We start from the raw sequence: 21151 nt of genomic DNA, 5'->3' as shown, positions 1-21151 counted from the left end.
GACAGCGCCCTAGTCTTAGCCCCAACACAAGAGGTCGTCATGAGCGGTAAACGAAATATTTTTGAAGAAGTAGGCACGTCTGACGCAACTCGCCCAGCAGCGCAGACAGGCGTGATCGATCAGGGCCGGGGCGGCGCGCGCGGGGGCATCCGCATCTGGCTGTTGATCCTGTTCGCGCTTGTCGTGGTGATGATTGCCGTGGGCGGTCTGACCCGCCTGACAGACAGTGGCCTTTCCATCACCGAATGGCGCCCGCTGACCGGCGCGCTGCCCCCGATGAACGAAGCGGCGTGGCTATCGGAATTTGCAAAATATCAGGCGATACCGGAATTCCAGATCCAGAACCAGTGGATGCAACTGGATGATTTCAAAGTCATCTACTGGTGGGAATGGGGCCACCGCCAACTGGGCCGTGTGATCGGTCTTGTCTGGGGGATCGGGTTCTTGTGGTTTTTCCTGCGGCGCCAGATTCCAACCGGATGGACCGGCCGTTTGCTGCTTCTTGGCGGTCTTGGCGGGCTTCAGGGGGCGATCGGATGGTGGATGGTGTCATCGGGGCTAAGCGGGTCGATGACGGATGTGGCCAGTTACCGGCTGGCGATCCATCTGGGCCTGGCCTTTGCCATTCTGGGCATGATCGCGTGGTATGTGTTCCTGCTGGGGCGCAGCGAACGCGACCTGATGCAGGCCCGCCGCGGCAAAGAGGCAAAGCTGTTTTCACTGTCCACCGGCCTGATGCATTTCGCGTTCCTGCAAATCCTCATCGGCGCGCTGGTGGCGGGTATTGATGCGGGGCGATCCTATACCGATTGGCCGCTGATGGGCGGGCAGGTGTTTCCGGCCAGCGCGCTGGTGCTGGAGCCTTGGTGGCGCAACTTTTTTGAGAGTCCGGGTCTGGTACAGTTCATCCACCGGATTGCCGGGTATCTGTTGCTTGTGTTCGCCGTCATCGTCTGGCTGCGCGGGCGCAAATCGGCCCATGCAACCACACGCTTTGCCTTTAACGCGGTGATGGCGGCCCTGTCGCTTCAGATGGTGCTGGGCATCGTGACCGTTCTTTACGGCGCGCCCTGGCAAGTCGCCATTCTGCACCAGTTGCTGGCGGTGGCCCTGTGGGTTCTGATCCATCGCGCGCGCTACCTGTCGGCCTATCCCGTCGCAACCTCTCTCAGGACACAATAAATGACAGCCTATGATGAATTGATGGCGTTCCAGCGCGACACCGAAGCGTTGGGGCAGGTCGCGGGCCGGTTGGGCTGGGATCAGGAAACCATGATGCCACGCGGTGCAGCCGCACAGCGCAGCGAGGAAATGGCCGCGATGGAAGGCGTGTTGCATGCGCGGCGCATTGATCCGCGCATGGCCGACTGGCTGGCCAAGATCGATGATGCCGCACTGGGGCCGGTGGAACAGGCGCAAATGCGCGAAATCCGGCGCAGCTATGCCCGCACGGTCAAGGTGCCCGCCGCATTGGCCGCCGAAATTGCCCGCGTCACATCCCGTGCCCAGGGCCAGTGGGCCGAGGCGCGCAGCAATGATGATGTTGCAGCCTTTGTGCCGGTTCTGAAAGACGTGCTGCGCCTGAAACGCGAAGAAGGGCAGGCGCTGGCGGCTGGCGGCAATGTCTATGACGCGATGCTGGACGATTACGAACCGGGTATCACCGCCGATGATCTGGAAACGATGTTCACCGCAATGCGTCCACGTCTGGTGGCCCTGCGCGCTGCCGTACTGGACCGGCCCGCGCCCGCCGGTCTGACCGGCACCTTTGACGAACCCAAACAGATGCAGCTGACCCGTAAACTGGCCAAGGCATTTGGCTATGACATGGCGACAGGACGCGTGGACAAGGCGGTGCATCCGTTCAGTTCGGGCAGCGGGCAGGATGTCCGCATCACCACACGCACCTCTGAAACCGATCCGTTCAACTGTTTCTATTCCACCATCCACGAGGTCGGGCATGCCTGTTATGAACAGAATATCGCCCCCGATTTCCTGCTGACTCCGCTGGGGCGGGGCGTGTCGATGGGTGTGCACGAAAGCCAAAGCCGGATTTACGAAAACCAGTTGGGCCGCAGCCGCGCCTTTTGCGGCTTCCTGTTCGAACAGATGCAGGCGCAATTCGGCGATTTCGGCGTTGCGGATGCCGATGCGCTTTACGGGGCCGTCAATCGCGTATCGAACGGCTATATCCGTACCGAAGCGGACGAAGTGCAGTACAACCTGCATATCATGCTGCGCTTTGATCTGGAGCGCGCGCTGATTTCCGGCGATCTAGGCGCCGGCGATCTGGAGGCGGCGTGGAACGATCGCTTCAAGGCCGATTTCGGATACGAGGTTGATCGCGCCTCGAACGGGTGTTTGCAGGATGTGCACTGGTCTGTCGGTCTGTTTGGCTATTTCCCGACCTACAGCCTTGGCAATGTCTATGCCGGATGCCTTTATCAGGCGCTGCGCGCCGCCGTGCCCGATCTGGAAACGCAACTGGCCCAGGGCGATCTTGGTCCCGCAACCGGCTGGCTGGCGCAGAACGTGCAATGCCATGGCGGGCGGCATCTGCCCCGCGAGGTGATCGAACAGGCCAGCGGTATTGCACCTAGCGAAGGGCCGTTACTGGATTATCTGGATGGAAAGTTCGGCGCGCTTTACGAGCTTTGAACGAACAGCACCGGAGTTTGCGTAAAACTCCGGTGCCTTCTTTTTACCAACGTTTACTCTGTCCCGCCGTCTGCGATGTCGCCCACGACATCCTCATCGCCCTGATCGGCGATACGCGCAACGCTTACGACCACTTCGTTCTTGCCGGTGTCAAACACCTTGACGCCACCCGCGCTGCGCGAACGGAATGAGATCCCCTCGACAGGCACGCGGATCGACTGGCCCTTGGATGTCGCCAGCATGATCTGGTCATCCATATCCACGGGGAAGGATGCCACCAGCGCGCCGCCGCGCATGGCCTTGTCCATCGCGGCCACGCCCATGCCGCCGCGTCCGCGCAGCGGATAATCGTGGCTGCTGGACAATTTGCCCGACCCTTTGGCAGTGATTGTCAGGATCAGGTTTTCAGCCGCCGACATCTGCGCATAGCGTTCGGTCGAGAAATTGGGATCGGCCACGCCGTCTTCATCATCGGTTTCGCCATCATCGGCCAGTCCGGCCATGGCGCGACGCATTTTAAGATAGGCCACGCGTTCGTCCGCGGTCGCTTCGAAATGGCGGATCACCGACATAGAGACAACGCGGTCATCCCCCGTCAGGCGAATTCCTCGCACACCGGTGCTGTCGCGCCCCTTGAACACCCGAACATCCGTGCTGCGAAAGCGGATGGCACGGCCGGAATCGGTGACCAGCATCACATCTTCGTCTTCAGAACAGATGCGCGCATTTACCATTTCCACGGTTTCGGGCAGCTTCATCGCAATCTTGCCGTTGGATTTCACATTGGTGAAATCGCTGAGCGCGTTGCGCCGCACATCCCCAGCGCTGGTGGCAAACACGATTTGCAGATCGGCCCAGTTTTCTTCGGGCACATCCACCGGCATGATCGCCGCGATCGAGGTTCCGACCGGAATGGGCAGGATATTGACCACAGCCTTGCCCTTGGACGTGCGCCCGCCCTGCGGCAGACGCCACGTTTTCAGTTTGTAAACCATTCCATCGGTGGTGAAGAACAGCAACTGGGTATGGGTGTTGGCCACGAACAGGGTGGTCACAACATCCTCCTCCTTGGTCTGCATCCCCGACAGGCCCTTGCCACCGCGGCGCTGGCTGCGGAAATCGGCCAGAGGCGTGCGTTTGATATAGCCACCCGATGTCACCGTCACGACCATGTCTTCACGTTCGATCAGGTCTTCATCGTCCATATCGCCGGACCAGTCGACAATTTCGGTCCGCCGCGGCACGGCGAACTGGTCGCGCACTTCGCGCAACTCGTCCGAAATGATGCCCATGATCCGTTCGCGAGATCCAAGAATTTCCAGATATTCCCGTATCTTGCCTGCCAACTCCTGAAGTTCGTCCGTCACCTCTTTGACACCGATCTGGGTCAGGCGTTGCAGGCGCAGTTCCAGAATGGCGCGGGCCTGTGTTTCGCTGAGGTTATAGGTGCCATCATCATTGGCCGTATGGGTCGGATCATCGATCAGCGCGATATATTCCAGAATGTCACGCGCAGGCCAGCGGCGCGTCATCAGTTTTTCGCGCGCTTCGGCCGCATCGGCGGACTGGCGGATCGTCGCAACGACTTCGTCGATATTGGTGACGGCAACGGCCAGACCGCACAGGATATGGCTGCGTTCGCGCGCTTTGCGCAATTCAAAGGCCGTGCGTCGCGCAACGACATCTTCGCGGAAATCGATGAATGACGTCAGGAACCGGCGCAGTGTCAGCTGTTCGGGCCGTCCGCCATTCAGCGCCAGCATGTTGCAGCCGAAATAGGTTTGCATCGGGGTAAAGCGGAACAGCTGGTTCAGCACCACTTCGGCTGTGGCATCGCGTTTCAGTTCCACCACCACGCGCACGCCGTTGCGATCCGATTCGTCCTGCACGTGGCTGACGCCTTCGATCTTCTTTTCGCGCACCTGTTCGGCGATCTTTTCGATCATCGACGCCTTGTTCACCTGATAGGGAATCTCATCGATAATAATGGCATAGCGGTCTTTCCTGATCTCTTCCACGCGGGTCTTGGACCGGATGATCACCGATCCGCGCCCTTCAAGATAGGCTTTGCGCGCGCCGGACCGGCCCAGCATCATGCCGCCGGTCGGGAAATCGGGGCCGGGGACATATTCGATCAGTTCTTCGCTGGTGAGGTCGGGATTGTCGATCAGCGCCAGGGTCGCATTGATCACCTCGCCCAGATTGTGCGGCGGGATATTCGTGGCCATACCGACGGCAATACCGCCCGCACCATTGACCAGCATATTGGGAAACCGCGCCGGCAACACCGTGGGCTCACGGTCTTTCCCGTCGTAATTGTCCTGAAAATCGACCGTTTCCTTGTCGATATCAGCCAGCAAAAAGGCTGCCGGCTTGTCCATGCGCACTTCGGTATAGCGCATCGCCGCTGCGTTATCGCCATCCATCGACCCGAAATTGCCCTGTCCGTCCAGCAGCGGCAGAGACATCGAAAAATCCTGCGCCATCCGCACCAGCGCATCATAGATCGCACTGTCGCCGTGGGGGTGGTATTTCCCCATCACATCGCCGACGGGACGAGCGGATTTCCGGTATGATTTGTCGTGCGTGTTGCCGGTTTCGTGCATCGCGTAAAGAATGCGCCGGTGCACCGGCTTCAGGCCGTCGCGCAGATCGGGAATGGCGCGACTGACGATCACCGACATCGCATAGTCCAGATAGGACGTCTTCATTTCGTCTTCTATCGAAACCGTAGGGCCATCATAAACCGGGCGTTCCGGTGGCATTTCGTCTTCGTTTTCAGGTGTTTCTGGCGTGTCGTTCACGTAATTTTGTCCGTCTGTCACTGCGCGCTATATTTTGTGTTTCAGACTATATCAGAGGCAGGATGTAGGGTGCAATGGGTGACGTCCGATTGCTTTGGCAGCCACATCAATCAAGTGATAACATACTGTTTTTATTGAAAAGTAATTCGGATCAGGCATTGTAGGTTTCAGGGGGGGGTCGGAAAGGACCAAAGATGGATCGTCAGGAAACCGAATTGATGTTGCGGGGATACGGGCTGACCACGGCAGAGTTTTTCTATCGCATGCCCGATTACACCCATGTGCTGAACAGCTTTGTCTGGCAGGACTATGATATCGCACCGGATCACCCGAAACTGTTCGAGTTTGTCGAATTCTGGCAGTCGGAAATCGAAGGACCGCTGCATTCCGTGCGGTTTTCACACCGCAAATTGCTTCGCTCGGGCGAGTGGCGCAATGTCGTCGGAGAGTTTACCCTGCATTAGGCACAGGGCGAGACGTTCCGGGGCGCGCTGGCGGGCCGCTCGGGCCAGCTGACAGCCAGTTTGCGGGCAATATCCTTGTTGAACAGCGCACTCAGCGCGTTTGACAGACGCGGCGATTTTTCCATCAGGGCGGTCAGTTGATTGCGTTCCCACTGCACATAATGCGCCCCAGCCGGCGCGATTACGGTGGCCGTTGCCGGACCGTCGATCAGAAACGATATTTCACCGAGAAAATTGCCCGCACCGATATTAACGCTTTTGCCGTCACGGCCCAGCTTGATGGTGCCCGATGACAAAAGATAAAGATGCGTCGGCTTGACCCCCTGAGTGCAGATTTCGGTGTCTTGCTCTGCCACGATCCAGTCCCCAAGGCGCATGATCGGGCGAAACTGACCGGGGTTCAGCGTAGGAAAGGACTGGTACAAGGTCAGCATCTCGGGCGACATGCCCAAGGTTGAGCGTTCGCGCAAAATAACAACGATCATCAGCAAATTGGACGCTGCGATCGCGGAGCTGGCCCAGATTGCATCCCACAAAGGCGCGTCGGATGCGTTGTAGTAGTAGATGATGTAAAATCCCGAGCCGACCAGCAGAAAAAGCCGCAGGCGCAGCTCATTCCGTGTCAGCAACCCCAGAATATAAAACAGCAGTGCGAGCTGTACGAAGACGCCAGCGCCGGAAAAGTATGAAAAATCCATGAAATACTCGGGTCAAATAAAACGTAACCCTAAAAGCAAGTTTCGCTTATTTCAATCGGCAGCCTGTCCGGTACGAAATTTTGGCAATCCGGTTCACGCCGAACAGCTGGCGCCGCCAAGAACACAGAACTTTGCGCAATGGGGATGGTTCAGATACACATTGCGTTCCGCTGCTTCCAGCGTATCGCCCAGTTCGAATTCGGGCGCATAGGGCAGCAGGGTACAGGCCAGAACGGCCGGTTTTTCCGCACCCTTGCGTTTCACCACCATGCGCGAACTGGAACACATCACGTCACAAGGCGACTTGCCCAGAATATCCCAGCAGGCGGTGGTGATTTCGGGCACCGGCACGGTTGCGTCCATTTCCGGAAACAAGACCGTCTCGGCCGGGTTTTCGGCGTCAATATCAAACACGTGGCGCGCATAAAACGCGCCGTAGCCCTGCCGTGAACTCGCATCATCATCCCCCCAGACGGTGCGCCCGGCAACGGCCATCCTGATCCCCTGATCCCGCAGCCATTTCATTCCGGCCACGGTTCTGGAAAAACTGCCCGCGCCGCGTTCCTTGTCGTGAAAGGCGGCGGAATGGTGATCTACGGAAATCCGCAGCGTCAACATATCACCGAAACGGGTATTCAGATCAATCAGACCGTCATGAACACGGCGGCGCATCATCGGTTGCATCGCATTGGTCAGGATCAGCACCTTGTAGCCCCGTTCCAGCGACACGCGCGCCATGTCGATCATCTGTGGATTCATGAACGGTTCACCGCCGGTAAAGGCGATTTCCCTGACCGGCCAGCGCCGTTCTGTGATCTGGTCCAGAAACGCCGTCACCTCTTGTGCGGTGATGTAAACCAGACTGTCGTTTTCCGGGCTGCTTTCGATATAGCAATTGGCGCAGGTGATGTTGCACAGCGTACCGGTGTTGAACCACAGCGTTTGCGGGTCGCGCAGTGTCACGCTGGCACGCGGCGCACCCGTTGCCGTAACCAACGGGTGTTCGAACTTGCCGTCATTGCCCGATGTAGAAACATCTTTCATTGCGCACCTTGATTGAATTTGCCTGTTCCCCGTTCCTAAGGACTGAAAAAACCAAGGGAAAGTGCTACCTCGCGGTTTGACACCATTGTGATGCAGGCAGCAGATGCTAGGGTCGGCGCACATCATTCCGCAATGAGGGCGCACATGGTTTCTCGTATCATACCGGTCGAACCGTTCGATCTTGTCATTTTCGGCGGCACCGGTGATCTGGCGCGGCGCAAGATCCTGCCCGGCCTGTTCCGTCGCTATTGTGATGGTCAGGTCTTGCCCGGTGCGCGGATCATCGGCGCCGCCCGCAGCGAACATGACGACACCGAATACCGCCAGTTTGCGGCGGATGCGATCCGCGAATTCGGCGGCGGGCGCGCCTGCGAAGACGGCACCTTGGAGGCATTTCTTGAAAACCTGTCTTACGTCACAACCGATGCACGCGGCACCCAAGGCTGGGACGAACTGGCCAGCCGGATATCGAATGACGGGCGGATCAAGGCATTCTATTTCTCTGTCGGGCCCGGTCTCTTCGGCGATCTGGCCGAACGGTTGCACAGCTATGGCATGGCCGATGCGGACTGTCGCATAGTCGTCGAAAAACCCTTTGGCCGCGATCTGGCATCAGCCCGCACGCTGAACGCGACGCTGGCGGCGCATTTCAACGAAAGCCAGATCTACCGGATCGATCATTATCTGGGCAAGGAAACCGTGCAGAACCTGATGGCGGTTCGTTTTGGCAACATGCTGTTCGAACCGCTGTGGAATTCGCAATATGTCGATCACATCCAGATCACCGTGGCCGAAACCGTGGGTGTGGGCGGCCGTGGAGAATATTACGACAAATCAGGCGCCATGCGCGATATGGTCCAGAACCACCTGATGCAACTGCTGTGCCTGATCGCGATGGAACCGCCGGCCAAATTCGATCCGGACGCGGTACGCGATGAAAAGCTCAAGGTGATCCGCGCGCTTGATCCGGTGGAACCCCACCATATCGTGCGTGGCCAGTATGATGCGCATGCCGGACAGGAAGATGCCCACCCAAGCTATCGTGACGCCGTTGAAAACCCGCGCAGCAGCACCGAAAGCTTTGTCGCGTTGAAGGCCCATATCAGCAACTGGCGGTGGGCCGGCGCACCGTTCTATCTGCGCACCGGCAAACGGCTTGCAGCGCGGTCTTCGGAAATCACCGTCGTGTTCAAGGATACGCCCCACAATATTTTCGGCGCCGATGCGGGGCGCCACCGCAATGTCCTGTCGATCCGCCTGCAACCCAACGAAGGCATCACATTGGGTGTGACCATCAAGGAACCGGGACCGGGCGGCATGCGTCTGGTGGATGTTCCCTTGGATATGTCCTTTGCCGAAGCGCTGGCGCCGGATGGCGAAGATCCGCCCGACGCCTATGAACGGCTGATCATGGATGTTATCCGTGGCAACCAGACCCTGTTCATGCGCGGCGACGAGGTCGAGGCCGCATGGGCTTGGACGGACCCGATCATCGCAGGTTGGGAAGCGCGCAAGGAATTTCCCAAACCGTATGAAAGCGGCAGTTCTGGGCCAACGGATGCAGATCTTTTGATGCAGCGCGACGGACGCAAATGGCGAGGAGTGAGCCCATGACCATGATCGAGTATCCTGACCGTGATATGTTGGCCATCGATGTTGCCAACAAACTGGCAGGAGAGCTGGAAAACTGCCTGTTCAACCATGACCACGCATCTTTTGTCGTGCCCGGCGGAACAACGCCGGGGCCGATTTTCGACGTGTTGTGCGCCGCCGATCTGGATTGGTCACGCGTGCATATCTTCCTGACCGACGAACGCTGGGTTCCCGAGGATCACGACAGATCGAACACCAAACTGGTGCGCGAACGCCTGCTTGTGGAACGGGCGGCAGCCGCGCGGTACCTGCCGCTTTACGTCAAGGCCGACACACCCGAAGACGTTCTGCCCGAACTGGAATCCGAACTGGTGCCGGAATTACCAATCTCGATTGCGCTGTTCGGGATGGGCGCGGATATGCACACCGCATCCCTGTTTCCGGGCGCGGACCAATTGGCTGCCGCGCTGGACCCGCAAGCGCCGATCCTTGTTCCCATGCGCATTGATGGCCAGCCCGAAACCCGCGTCAGCCTGAGCGCGCGCGTGCTGGACGGCGCATTATCTAAACATCTGGTGATCTTTGGCGCAGAAAAACGCGCCGCACTTGAACGCGCGCGATCCCTTCCCCCAGAAGACGCGCCGATCAATGCGATCATGGATGACATGACCGTGCACTGGGCGGAGTAGGGACCGTGTGGCAAGACCTGAAATCGGAATACACGCGCGTCAGGGACCGCCCGATCCTTGATCTGTTTCAGAAAGACGGGCGCGCGCAAGACTTCAGCGTGACAGCGGGTGACATGCTGTTCGACTATTCAAAGACCAACATTGATGAAAACACCCGCGCCGCCCTGATCGATCTGGCAGTCACCGCCCGCGTTGCTGAAAAACGCGGCGCAATGTTTGCCGGCGCCCCGATCAACGACACCGAAGCGCGCGCGGTCTTGCACACAGCCTTGCGCAATCTGGATGGCGGAGCGGTTCTGGTCGACGGGCAGGATGTGATGCCCGAGGTCAGGGACACGCTGGCGCGGATGGCAGAATATTCCGATCAGGTCCGCTCCGGTCCCGTGACCGATGTGGTCAACATCGGCATCGGCGGGTCCGATCTGGGGCCCTCCATGGCCGTGCAGGCGCTGTCGCCCTATCACGACGGACCACGCTGCCATTTTGTATCAAACGTGGATGGTGCGCATATCGCCGACACTCTGCGCGGACTGGATGCAAAAACCACGCTGATCATCGTGGCCTCGAAAACCTTTGGCACTATCGAAACCATGACCAACGCGCGCACGGCGCGGGCGTGGATGCAGGATCATGGCGGCGATCCGAAGGCGCAGTTTGTGGCGCTGTCCAGCAATCTGGACAAGACCGGTGCCTTTGGCATACCGCGTGAACGCGTGTTCGGGTTTCAGGATTGGGTGGGCGGGCGTTATTCCCTGTGGGGGCCGATCGGCCTGTCCTTGATGATCGCCATCGGCAAGGATGCGTTTGGGGCATTCCTGCGCGGCGCACAGGCGATGGACATACATTTTCAGGCCGCCGACTGGCATGAAAACATGCCGGTTCTGCTGGCGCTGGTTGGGCTGTGGCACAATCAGGTCTGCGGCTATGCCACCCGTGCCGTTTTGCCCTATGACCAGCGGTTGGGGCAGTTGCCCGCCTATCTTCAACAGCTTGAAATGGAAAGCAACGGCAAGCGTGTGGCGATGGATGGCAGCGATCTGACGGTACCGTCGGGGCCGGTGGTGTGGGGCGCGCCCGGAACCAACGGACAGCACGCGTTTTACCAGTTGATCCATCAGGGCACGCGCGTGATCCCCTGCGAATTCATGATCGCGGCCGAGGGGCACGAACCCGAATTGCGCCATCATCACGATCTGCTGGTGGCCAATTGTCTGGCCCAGTCCGAGGCCCTGATGCAGGGCCGATCCCTGCAGGAAGCGCGCGCGCTTATGCAAGCCAAAGGCTATACCGGTGCCGAACTGGACCGGCAGGCCCGACACCGCGTCTTTCCCGGCAACCGCCCGTCGGTCACGCTGGCCTATCCGCAACTGACACCCTTTGTGCTGGGCCAGCTCATCGCACTATATGAACACCGCGTGTTCGTTGAAGGCGCGATACTGGACATCAATTCATTTGATCAATGGGGCGTCGAACTGGGCAAGGAACTGGCCACCTCGCTGGGCCCGATAATCGAAGGCCACGCATCCGCCGAGGGCAAAGACGGATCAACCCGCGCCCTTGTCGGTTTTGTCCACCGCTGGCGCGATTAGGCCTTATTCGGCGATCGCGCCATCCACGTCCAGAAACCGCTGTTTCAGCGCGTCCGGCAGCGGCATCCGGCCCGAACCATCGGGCATCAGCAGGACGCTGACACAGGTAAATACGGCCCGCAGATCACCTGACCACAACTGCTGTTCCATGGTGCAGGAGGTGTTGCGAAACGCCTTGACCCGGCAGGTGGTCACGTAATCCTCGCCCATCAGCATTTCCTTGATGTAGCGCACCGTGCCCTGTCCCAGAACAATCCGGGGGCGTGGCTGGTCGTCATCGTAATAAGGGCGCGCCAAACGGTTGAAATACTCGACCCGCAAAGTTTCAAACCACGTCATATACGCCTTGTTGTTGACGTGGTTCAGCACGTCCAGTTCGGCAAACCGAACGCGATCTGCAATGGCCATTGGCTGCGGTTCCTGCAAACCGGCGGCGCGTTGTTGATCGGGTGTAAGCGGGGTGTGATAGGGCAAATTCATGGCGGCAGGGCTAACCGTGTCCAAGGGGTGATGCAAGTGCAGTTCACAGCCGGTGCCGGGAAACGTGACGTCGTGAAGATGCCGCCAACTTTTCCGGAATTCGCCTTAAAGAAACCACCGGTGCAGCGCAGGGTAGTGACAGTCACGTAACCAGTCCCGATTTTGAAAGTATGTTCGTATGGCAAATGTGCGCCCCAAAACGCAGAATGATCTGCACCTTGAAATCATCGAAACCCCACCCGGTTCAAAACCGGCGCTGACCGCACTGGTGTTTCTGGAATTCGTCGCGGTGTTCTGCGCGATCTTTACAGTTGCGATGGTTGTCCTGACCTGAACGTCGCCGACGTCCTAGTCGCCGTCTGCAACCCCCTGCGCCCGCAGTCGGGCGCGCCGTGCGCGGTAACTGGGCAGGATGACCAGCAAAACAGCGACGCCCAGCAGGCCCATCGTCATCGGGCGTTCAAGAATGAAGCCAATTCCATCGTAGAGTTGCATCGAACGCGCGAAATTGTTTTCCAGCATCGCGCCCAGAATGAACCCGATCAGCAACGGGGCCAGCGGATAATCTGCAAAGCGCAACACCGTCGCGCACACGCCAAGGCCAACAAGGATCAACAATTCGGTTGCATTGTTCTGGCCGATATAAGCCCCCATCAGCGTGAAAAACAGAATGAACGGGATCAGGAAGGTGCGCGGCACGGCCAGAACCTTGGCGATATAAGGTATCAAAGGCAGGTTCAGGATCAGCAGGATTACATTGCCCAGATACATCGAAATGATCACCGCCCAGAAAATTTCGGGCTGGTCCACCATCAGGCGCGGCCCCGGTGATACATTCAACGCGATCAATGCCCCCAACAGAATGGCCGTAGTCCCCGATCCGGGTATGCCCAGTGTCAGCAGCGGTACAAACGATCCGGTGCAGGCGGCGTTATTGGCGCTTTCGGGCGCGGCCAGCCCTTTCAGGCTGCCTTTGCCGAACTGTTCCTGATCCGCCTTGGATGCGATATTGCGTTCTACTGCATAGCCCAGAAACGACGCGATTGTTGCACCGGCCCCGGGCAATACCCCGATCAGAAATCCCTGAACCGACTGGCGGCCGATCACAGGGGCGATGCTGCGCGCTTCATCAGCGGTAATTCGCAAATCCTTGATTTCGTTGGTGCCACCTTCGGTCCTTGACCGGTTGGGATCCAGCACCAGATAAATCGCCTCGGGCAGGGCGAACATGGCCATGGCCAGTGTGATAAAGCCAAAGCCCGACTGCAGATCAATCACACCCATGGTAAATCGGGGCAGGTTGAACAGGGCACCTTCGCCCACCGTGGCCATGATCAGGCCAAGCACCGTCATCAATACAGCCTTGGCCACCTGTCCCGTACCCGCAAAAGCCGCGATCGCCGACAACCCGACCACCATGAGGGCAAAGTATTCCGCCGAATGGAACAGCAGCGCGACCGATGCCAGCGCGGGCGCGAAGATCATCAGCAAAACGGCCCCGATTGTGCCGCCGCAAAAGGATGCAATCGCCGCAACGGTCAGCGCCTTGCCAGCCTTGCCTTGCCGGGTCAGCGGATAGCCGTCAAAGCTGGTCGCCACGGTAGACGCGACGCCGGGGGCGTTTATCAGGATTGAAGAAGTGGATCCCCCGAAAATCGCGCCGTAATAGACACCGGCCAACAGGATCAGTGCGGTCGAGGGATCGCCGATTGAAATGGCAACCGGAATCATGATGGCAATGATCGACATCGGCCCCAATCCCGGCAACATTCCGATGAAGGTGCCGATCAGGCATCCGCCGATCACCATCAGGATGTTGGTCAGGGAAAAAGCGGTTCCGAGCCCGATCAGAATACCTTCAAGCATGATCTATATCCCCATGAAAAACGGCCAGGGACGCAGGAAAATCCCCAGAACTTCCTGCACCAGATACCAGATGGATCCTGCCGCAACCGCAGCCACCGGGATCAGGATATGGAACCGCCGCTCGCCCAGAACAACCGCGCCCAGCACCAGAAACCCGACCGTAGATGCCAGAAAGCCGGCCGGGCGCAGCAACAGCGCATAAGCCACCATCAAGGCCAACAGGATCGCAGCTTGCCCGATCTTGTAATCCCCCAGACGGGTATAATCAATTTCGCCGTCCTTGGGGCCGCCTGACCCTTTTTCCAGTCCCAGCAGGATGATCAATGTGCAGCAAACCGCCATGACGGACAGCACTTTGGGAAAGGTTGATGGCCAGATCGGATTGCGCTGCATGAACGGGGCCATGCCCTGATCCATCGTAAAGAATGCGGCGTAGCCATAGACCAGACAGATCAAAAGGATAATCAGCGCGATCCAGCGGTCCAACGCCATGGGCTTATTCCTTTTGCTGCTGCGGGGATTATGCAGAACCGGCCAGCCTTACGCCCGCGTCAACAGGCGGGCGCAAGGGCGGGGCCGGGTTACAAGAACCCAAGCTCTTTCATCAGATCGCCGATCACCTGTTCCTGTTTTTCAAGGAAGGCTTCGAAATCAGCGCCTGAATTGTGGATGTTCACCCATCCGTTCTGGGCGCGCACGGCTTCCCATTCGGGGGTTTCATACATCTTGGTCAGGGCATCCTGATAGGCCGCAACCTTTTCTGCGGGCAGACCGGGTGCGCCAAAGAAACCGCGCCAGTTCACGAACGTGGCATCAATACCCTGTTCCTGCATTGTCGGCGCATCACCGTAAGCCGCGACACGGTCATCTGCCGTTACGCCGATGATTTTGACCTCGCCGGCGTTTGCCAGATCAACCGCTTCGGAAAACCCGGTGCTGAGCGCTGCAATCTCGCCCGACAACAGCGCCGCCATGGCCTTGCCGCCCGCATCATAGGGAATGTATTTGACCGCAGTAGGATCTTCGCCAGCCGCCTTCATGACCATCGCGGCCACAAGATGATCCATTCCGCCGGGAACCGATCCGCCGCCGATCGCCGTGCCACTGACATCCGCCTGATAGGCGGCGACCAGATCCGCCATCGAATTGATCGGACTGTCCTTGCTGACCACAATTGCCGCGTAATCGCCGATTGTGCCCGCCACCAACGTCAGATCGCGAAAGTTTTGCGGAAACACGCCGGTCAGGGACCGGATGATGATCGGGGTCGAGTTCACCATCAGCGTGCCGTGCTGGCTTTCGGCGTTTTCGATCAGGTAGCCGATCGCCTTTCCGCCGCCGCCGCCCGACATGTTTTCATAGCTCGCAGTGCCCACGAGGCCGGCCTTGGTCAGCGCTTCGCCAGTGCCGCGCGCCGTACCGTCCCATCCGCCACCGGCACCGCCGGGGATCAGAAAATGAATGCTGTCCACAACCTGATGTCCGCCCGCAAAGACCGGGGCCACGAACGACAAACTGGAAGCCGTGGCCGCCATCATCATGCGCCGTGTCCATTTCAAAGATGTCATGTCTCTCTCCCGTTGATGATCGCGACTTTGGCCGCTTGTTGATTTGAAAGAGAATGCAATGACAGGGCAGGGCTGTCACGATTTTTTTTTCCACAAGCCGCAGCCCGGCCTTTTGCAGCAGGGGGCGGGCACAAAAAAACCTGCCCGTGCAGCGCATCGGCCAGGTTTCAATGGGGTCAGGCGGAAGGGATCAGGCGCGCCGGCGGCGCCCGCCTGCAGCGCGACCACCGCGGCCACGGCCTTCTTCGCCGGCTTTGGGCGGCTGTTTGTTGAACTTGATCCATTCCCCGCCATGCGGATCATTGTTGGTCAGGAAATTGGCGGCGCGAATTGCTTCCATTTCCTTGCCCGCGCGCGGTTTGGTTGATCCCAGACCGGTTAGATTGGCCAGCACTTCGGGGTCGATATCATCAGGCACGATAATGCCGGCGGCGGCCAGTTCATCGCGTTTTTCCTGCAGCTTGATCGGCCCGACAGGCAGGGCGACAGGGTTCATGATCGCAGATGTCATTCCCGCCGCCATTGCCATCGGCAGAAACGCATTGTTGATGCCGTGACGGTTGGGCAGACCGAACGAAATGTTGGATGCGCCGCAGGTTGTGTTCACACCCAGTTCTTCGCGCAAACGACGCACAAGGGCAAACACCTGCAAGCCCGCCGTGCCCATCGCGCCCACTGGCATCACCAGCGGATCAACCACGATATCATGCGCGGGGATGCCGAAATCGGCCGCGCGCTGCACGATCTTTTTTGCCACTTCGAACCGCACATCGGGATCTTCGGAAATGCCGGTGTCGTCGTTTGAAATCGCCACCACCGGCACATTGTATTTCTTGACCAGAGGCAGGATCAGTTCCAGACGGTCTTCTTCGCCGGTGACCGAGTTCAGCAGCGGCCGGCCTTCGCAGACTTTCAAGCCTTCTTCCAGCGCACCCGGCACCGAGCTGTCGATGCATAAGGGCACATCCACCAGCCCCTGTACCAGTTCCAGGATCTTGCGCATCAGGGGAGGTTCGGTTTCGTTGGGGTTCGGGTTGGAATTATACACCACGCCCGCATTCACATCCAACACGGTCGCACCCGCCGCAACCTGCGCCAGCGCATCTTTCTCAACGGTCGAAAAATCACCCGCTTCCAGTTCGGCGGCCAGTTTCTTGCGTCCGGTCGGGTTGATCCGTTCACCGATCACACAGAACGGTTGATCAAATCCGATAATGGCGGTTTTGGTTTTACTTTCGACAATCGTACGGGTCATGCGCGCGTCCTTTTAGGCTTGATTTGCAGGACGGGCCGAAGCGCCGCCATTTTCGATGGCCCAGTTGGCATTGGTCTTGATGCCGCCCAGGGGAAAGAAGTGAACATTGGTGATGTTGAAATCGGGATTGGCCGCCTTGTGCGCCGCCAGTTCCGCGACCACGTCATTCGGTTCGAAGGGCAGCAGCAGTTTGCTGACATCCTTGGCCCGTTTTTGCAGCACTTTAAGCGACGGACCGACACCACAGGCAATCGCGAACTTGATCAGCGTCTGCAATTTGGCGGGTCCGGCAATGCCGATATGGATCGGCAGTTCGATACCCGCGGCCTTCAGGCTGTCGGCCCATGCGATGATCGGGCCGGCCTCGAATGCGAACTGGGTGGCAAGCGCCATCTTGGCATCGGTCTTTTCCGAAAACGCCTGCTTCCAGCGCAGGGCATCATCCACATTCTTGCTGCCACCCTTGGGGTCGATGTCGCGGTTGCCTTCGGGGTGGCCAGCCACGTGCAACCGTTTGAATCCGGCGCGATCAAACGCGCCATCCTCAAGCAGCTGCATGGAGCTGTGAAAATCGCCATGCGGTTTTTCCACGCCACCGGCCAGCACCAGTGCCTGATCGACACCCGCTTCACCCTGATAGCGTGCAATCCAGTCGGCCAGCGTGGCGCTGTCCTTGATGATGCGGGCCGGGAAATGCGGCATGACCGGAAATCCGTCCAGCGACAGGCGCCGGGCCGTGGCGACCATATCGTCTATCGGTGTGCCTTCGATATGGGCGATGTAGACACGGGTGCCTGCAGGCAGCAGATCGCGGAAATTCTCGACCTTCTCGGCGGTGCGGGGCATCACCTCGATCGAATAGTCCTGCAAAAACGCCTCGACCTTTGGATCGACCGGTTTCACGCCAACGTCTTCACGTTTCTTGAAATTGAACAAAGCCATTGCGGCCTCCCATATGGAACGGTGTCGGCTCAGCCCTGGGCCCAGCCATCATTGGCGATCAGCGCCTTGATCCGGTCGCGATCAAATTCGGTTTCCAGACGCACGGCCTCGGCCTCGGCGATCTGGGCGGGGTCGCCTTCGACCTCGTAGGGGGCGGCTTTGCGCCATTCGGCAAGATAGGCATCGGTATCTTCCGCGCCGATCTTCATGGCGGCGCGGTCAATTGCCTGCTCAAAGCGTTCTTCCAACTGGCGTTTGGAACCACGGCGGCCCTTGCCCACGATAACCTGCGCCGGAATATCGCGCCAATAAACAATTGTGACCTCTGGCATGTGTGATTCCCTAGCCGCGCCGAATTTACATCTATCTAGTGCAGACATCCCCTCCGGCACTGCCGTTTTTCGACAGAACGCGCCCTGTCCGCGACGTTGTGAACCTTGCACGATCACGGCACCACAACCAGACGCGCCGGCATGAAAGATATGCACCTTCTTTATGAGCCGCGCTATCGCGTGACGCTTGCGCGTTTAAACGCAAGGCGTTAGCGTGAACCCAACTCGAAAATGGAGGGCGTGTCACATGGCGCCCAAGCGTCCCACTGGTGCGGGCGCGTTCCCAAAGCCGGTTGACAGCCCCGCGCCGAAACCGCCTGATCCCGCCGCGCTTTATGCAGCGCTGGATTTGGGCACGAACAGTTGCCGTATGCTCATTGCCCAGCCCAAGGGCAGTGGGTTTCATGTTGTCGACAGCTTTTCCAAATCCGTCCAGCTTGGCGCGGGGCTGGAACGCACCGGTCGCCTATCGCGCAATTCGATGGCGCGCACGGTACAGGCGCTGCGCATCTGCCAGCAAAAGCTGAAACGCAACAACGTCCAGAACATGCGCCTGATCGCGACCGAAGCGTGCCGGCGCGCGCGCAATGCGCAGGATTTCATCCGGCAGGTACGGCGCGAAACCGGCATGCAACTGGAAATCATCCAGCCCGAGGAAGAGGCACGGCTGGCGGTAATTTCCTGCGCCCCGCTGGTCAGCACCAAAACCGAACAATTGCTGGTGGTGGATATTGGCGGCGGATCGACCGAACTGGTCTGGATCGACATCAGCTCTGTACCCAAGCGCGACCGCCCGCGCGCAATCATGCGCCTGCATGCGGGGTTTCATCCGCCCGAAAGCCCGTTTCCCGCCGCCAAGGTGATTGACTGGATATCGGTGCCTTTGGGCGTGGCCACCCTGCGTGACCAGTTCAACGATGTCGAAGACGATGCCGCACGCTTTGCGCTGATGAGCTGGCATTTTGAAGAGAATATGATGGATTTCGCACCCTACAAGGACGTGCAGGAGCGCGAACGCTTTCAGATTGTCGGCACATCCGGCACTGTCACCACCGTGGCGGCGACCCATCTGGGGCTGAAACGCTATGACCGCACCAAGGTGGACGGGCTGCGCATGACAACCGACCAGATCGACAAGGTGATCCGCGGCTATCTGGATCAGGGCCCCGAAGGGCGGCGCAACGATCCGCGCATCGGACAGGACCGGCAGGCGCTGATCATGTCGGGATCGGCGATTTTGCAGGCGCTGATGCGGGTGTGGCCGACCGACCGCCTGTCAGTGGCTGACCGCGGCCTGCGCGAAGGACTGCTTTATGCGCAGATGAGTGCCGATGGAGTCTTGGAAGACGGGCCGTTCTGACATAAAGACGCGTGTTCGCCGGGACATTTCGGCGGATTTCGAGTATTTCTGGACAAATGAAGCGGGCAGGGGCCCACATCGGATCATGGCAAAGACACCCACAGGCAAGAACACATCCGGACGCGGCGAGCGCGACCTGAAGGTCAAGGTCAAAAGCGCGCGCGGCCGCAAGCTGAGTTCGACGCGCTGGTTGCAACGGCAGCTGAACGACCCCTATGTGCGCCGCGCGCAGGCCGAAGGCTATCGAGGGCGCGCCGCGTACAAGATACTGGAGCTGGATGAAAAGTTCCGCTTTCTGGTGCCGGGGGCGCGGGTCGTTGATCTGGGCTGTGCGCCGGGCGGGTGGTGCCAGGTGGCAGTCAAGCGCGTCAATGCATTGGGCGAACGATCCGGCAAGGCGGTGGGGCGCGTGCTGGGCGTGGATCTTCAGGAAATGGAACCGATCGCGGGGACCGACCTATATCAGCTGGATTTTCTGGAAGACGATGCCGATGAAAAGGTCAAGCAATGGCTGGGCGGGCGCGCCGATGTGGTGATGTCGGATATGGCGGCCAGTTCATCCGGGCACAAGCAAACCGATCATTTGCGCATTATCTCGCTGTGCGAGGCGGCGGCCTATTTCGCCTTTGACGTGCTGGAAAAGGGCGGCACCTTTGTGGCCAAGGTTCTGGCCGGCGGCGCGGAAGGCGATTTGCAGAAGGTTCTGAAGCAACGGTTCGACAAGGTTGCAAACGTCAAACCGCCCGCATCGCGCGCGGACAGTTCGGAAAAGTTTGTTGTTGCCACAGGCTATCGCGGAGACCCGGAGGACTGATCAGGCGCGCATCTCGAACGAGCGTTTTGCCATCGCCTTGATCTCATCCGCTTCTTCGGCGCTGATCTTGCGCACCTCGAACCCTTTGACGCGGGCCACGGTGCGCGAGGCCTGATTCTGCTGACGCAGCATTTCGAACAGGCGTGCGTGGCGGATTTTGGTTGACTGGTCACTCATGCCCACGGTCCTCACAGATATCGACAGCTTCATCATGCGGTGAAATGCGGCAAGAACGGGACGGACTTGCGGTGTTTTCAAGGGGCAGGGGCGGAAACTGCCTAAAACCGGGCTGTTTTCCACCCGATCCGGTGCCAGGCAGCCAGTTCTGGGAATTGCCGCAATCCGCCTGACGCGGCCAAATTCAAAAACGGAAACAGAGTGTTTCGCATATCGCAGCAATCAAATCTGGGCACATCCGCCAGAAATCAAAACCATGCCGAAACCGCGCTTTTGTATCGCGACAAGAAACAATGCCAGCAATTTATGCCGAGAAATCCCAAGATACCGCCCGGCATCCGCCAAATTGTCTCCCCTACGGCATCAATTTCCGTTCTGCTGAACTCAGGCCGGCCACAACCCTGTCTTAAACCCGCCACAGCATGCGCCAAACCGGTCATATCCACACCTTGATTGTGCGGTGAAAGAACCCGGGTAAGATGTGTACCCGGTCGTGGCCGGTCTGGCCGCGCCCTTGTTGAGGTGTAACGATGACAACGAAAGGGTTTAAAATGGACCTGACGATTGAGTATGAGTACAAACCCGACGGCGCGCTTCTGGTGCATTCGGGCGGCATCAAGGAAGACGAGGGCGGCGCGTGGCGCCCCCTGGTGTTCCAGATCGGCCCCGGAAAATACCAGAGCGGCGTGATCCGGAAAGCGAAAGGCGCCAAACCCGTGCTGCACCGCGCCATTCTGGACGATCTGAGCTTTGCCCGTCACGTCGCTGAGGAACTGGCACGGCTGGCGGCAGCGTAAGCGGGCCGGTAGCCGGAAAAT

Annotated in this window: 21 protein-coding genes; 10 read left to right on the top strand and 11 right to left on the bottom strand. The window is 59.1% G+C overall.

Annotated elements, in window-relative coordinates; genetic code table 11:
• Positions 1 to 39 precede the first annotated feature (39 nt).
• Positions 40 to 1182 (top strand): heme A synthase, encoded by a 1143-nt coding sequence (gene ctaA / locus OLX72_RS16485; RefSeq protein WP_114870106.1) that lies wholly within the window; start codon positions 40 to 42, stop codon positions 1180 to 1182.
• Positions 1183 to 2658 carry a carboxypeptidase M32 gene (locus OLX72_RS16480; protein WP_433989125.1) on the top strand — a complete coding sequence of 492 codons (1476 nt, stop codon included), beginning with the start codon at positions 1183 to 1185 and terminating at the stop codon, positions 2656 to 2658.
• Positions 2659 to 2711: 53 nt separating this feature from the next.
• Here the strand turns inward: OLX72_RS16480 and gyrA are convergent, their stop codons facing one another.
• Positions 2712 to 5462 (bottom strand): DNA gyrase subunit A, encoded by a 2751-nt coding sequence (gene gyrA, locus OLX72_RS16475; protein ID WP_205389223.1) that lies wholly within the window; start codon positions 5460 to 5462, stop codon positions 2712 to 2714.
• 194 nt (positions 5463 to 5656) lie between these two features.
• Between gyrA and OLX72_RS16470 the strand changes: the two genes are divergently transcribed.
• A complete protein-coding gene (locus OLX72_RS16470; RefSeq protein WP_114870108.1) occupies positions 5657 to 5926 on the top strand; it encodes an usg protein in 270 nt (89 codons plus the stop codon).
• Here OLX72_RS16470 and OLX72_RS16465 read toward each other — a convergent pair.
• Both OLX72_RS16465 and OLX72_RS16460 read right to left on the bottom strand, forming a co-directional pair.
• Positions 5923 to 6624 (bottom strand): cyclic nucleotide-binding domain-containing protein, encoded by a 702-nt coding sequence (locus OLX72_RS16465; protein ID WP_433989124.1) that lies wholly within the window; start codon positions 6622 to 6624, stop codon positions 5923 to 5925. The genes OLX72_RS16470 and OLX72_RS16465 overlap by 4 nt on opposite strands.
• Positions 6625 to 6717: 93 nt before the next feature.
• Positions 6718 to 7668, bottom strand: a complete 951-nt coding sequence (locus tag OLX72_RS16460; RefSeq protein WP_114870110.1) for a radical SAM protein — start codon at positions 7666 to 7668, stop codon at positions 6718 to 6720.
• 144 nt (positions 7669 to 7812) lie between these two features.
• Between OLX72_RS16460 and zwf the strand changes: the two genes are divergently transcribed.
• The 3 genes from zwf to pgi are packed head-to-tail and all read left to right on the top strand — an operon-like array spanning position 7813 to position 11539.
• Entirely contained in the window at positions 7813 to 9282 is a 1470-nt protein-coding gene (zwf, locus tag OLX72_RS16455) for a glucose-6-phosphate dehydrogenase (RefSeq protein ID WP_433989123.1), read from the top strand.
• The gene (gene pgl / locus OLX72_RS16450; protein ID WP_114870112.1) at positions 9279 to 9950 is read left to right on the top strand and encodes a 6-phosphogluconolactonase; all 672 of its coding nucleotides are present in this window, start codon (positions 9279 to 9281) and stop codon (positions 9948 to 9950) included. Before zwf ends, pgl begins: the two co-directional genes overlap by 4 nt.
• Before the next feature lie 5 nt (positions 9951 to 9955).
• Entirely contained in the window at positions 9956 to 11539 is a 1584-nt protein-coding gene (gene pgi, locus OLX72_RS16445; RefSeq protein WP_433989122.1) for a glucose-6-phosphate isomerase, read from the top strand.
• 3 nt (positions 11540 to 11542) lie between these two features.
• On the opposite strand, the gene OLX72_RS16440 is transcribed toward pgi, so the two are convergent.
• A complete protein-coding gene (locus OLX72_RS16440) occupies positions 11543 to 11947 on the bottom strand; it encodes an acyl-CoA thioesterase (protein ID WP_368073738.1) in 405 nt (134 codons plus the stop codon).
• 250 nt (positions 11948 to 12197) lie between these two features.
• Here OLX72_RS16440 and OLX72_RS16435 point away from each other — a divergent pair, with 250 nt between their 5' ends.
• The gene (locus tag OLX72_RS16435; RefSeq protein WP_433989121.1) at positions 12198 to 12353 is read left to right on the top strand and encodes a hypothetical protein; all 156 of its coding nucleotides are present in this window, start codon (positions 12198 to 12200) and stop codon (positions 12351 to 12353) included.
• Between the two features lie 14 nt (positions 12354 to 12367).
• Here OLX72_RS16435 and OLX72_RS16430 read toward each other — a convergent pair whose 3' ends face one another.
• The 6 genes from OLX72_RS16430 to OLX72_RS16405 all read right to left on the bottom strand — a co-directional run bounded on the left by OLX72_RS16430 (position 12368) and on the right by OLX72_RS16405 (position 17982).
• Positions 12368 to 13885 carry a tripartite tricarboxylate transporter permease gene (locus tag OLX72_RS16430; RefSeq protein ID WP_433989120.1) on the bottom strand — a complete coding sequence of 506 codons (1518 nt, stop codon included), beginning with the start codon at positions 13883 to 13885 and terminating at the stop codon, positions 12368 to 12370.
• A gap of 3 nt (positions 13886 to 13888) precedes the next feature.
• Complete coding sequence (locus tag OLX72_RS16425) at positions 13889 to 14377, bottom strand: tripartite tricarboxylate transporter TctB family protein (protein ID WP_114870116.1); 489 nt, start codon at positions 14375 to 14377, stop codon at positions 13889 to 13891.
• Between the two features lie 89 nt (positions 14378 to 14466).
• Positions 14467 to 15453, bottom strand: coding sequence for a Bug family tripartite tricarboxylate transporter substrate binding protein (locus tag OLX72_RS16420; RefSeq protein WP_114870117.1), 987 nt, complete (start codon positions 15451 to 15453; stop codon positions 14467 to 14469).
• A gap of 190 nt (positions 15454 to 15643) precedes the next feature.
• On the bottom strand, positions 15644 to 16708 hold the full coding sequence (locus tag OLX72_RS16415) for a methyltetrahydrofolate cobalamin methyltransferase (RefSeq protein ID WP_114870118.1): 1065 nt from the start codon (positions 16706 to 16708) through the stop codon (positions 15644 to 15646).
• A gap of 12 nt (positions 16709 to 16720) precedes the next feature.
• Positions 16721 to 17650, bottom strand: coding sequence for a methylenetetrahydrofolate reductase (locus OLX72_RS16410; protein ID WP_114870119.1), 930 nt, complete (start codon positions 17648 to 17650; stop codon positions 16721 to 16723).
• 29 nt (positions 17651 to 17679) lie between these two features.
• The gene (locus tag OLX72_RS16405) at positions 17680 to 17982 is read right to left on the bottom strand and encodes a virulence factor (RefSeq protein WP_114870120.1); all 303 of its coding nucleotides are present in this window, start codon (positions 17980 to 17982) and stop codon (positions 17680 to 17682) included.
• A 247-nt stretch (positions 17983 to 18229) separates the two neighbouring features.
• On the opposite strand from OLX72_RS16405, the gene OLX72_RS16400 reads away from it, so the two are divergent.
• Entirely contained in the window at positions 18230 to 19342 is a 1113-nt protein-coding gene (locus OLX72_RS16400; RefSeq protein WP_114870121.1) for a Ppx/GppA phosphatase family protein, read from the top strand.
• Between the two features lie 85 nt (positions 19343 to 19427).
• Positions 19428 to 20156 (top strand): RlmE family RNA methyltransferase, encoded by a 729-nt coding sequence (locus tag OLX72_RS16395; RefSeq protein ID WP_433989119.1) that lies wholly within the window; start codon positions 19428 to 19430, stop codon positions 20154 to 20156.
• Here the strand turns inward: OLX72_RS16395 and OLX72_RS16390 are convergent, their stop codons facing one another.
• Entirely contained in the window at positions 20157 to 20333 is a 177-nt protein-coding gene (locus OLX72_RS16390; protein ID WP_162797979.1) for a hypothetical protein, read from the bottom strand.
• A gap of 551 nt (positions 20334 to 20884) precedes the next feature.
• Here OLX72_RS16390 and OLX72_RS16385 point away from each other — a divergent pair.
• Positions 20885 to 21130 carry a hypothetical protein gene (locus OLX72_RS16385; RefSeq protein ID WP_114870124.1) on the top strand — a complete coding sequence of 82 codons (246 nt, stop codon included), beginning with the start codon at positions 20885 to 20887 and terminating at the stop codon, positions 21128 to 21130.
• The last annotated feature ends 21 nt before the right edge of the window (positions 21131 to 21151 follow it).

The sequence above is a fragment of the Sulfitobacter sp. TBRI5 genome, assembly GCF_051013555.1.
Lineage (GTDB): Bacteria > Pseudomonadota > Alphaproteobacteria > Rhodobacterales > Rhodobacteraceae > JL08.
This window is presented reverse-complemented; position numbering and strand designations above follow the sequence as displayed.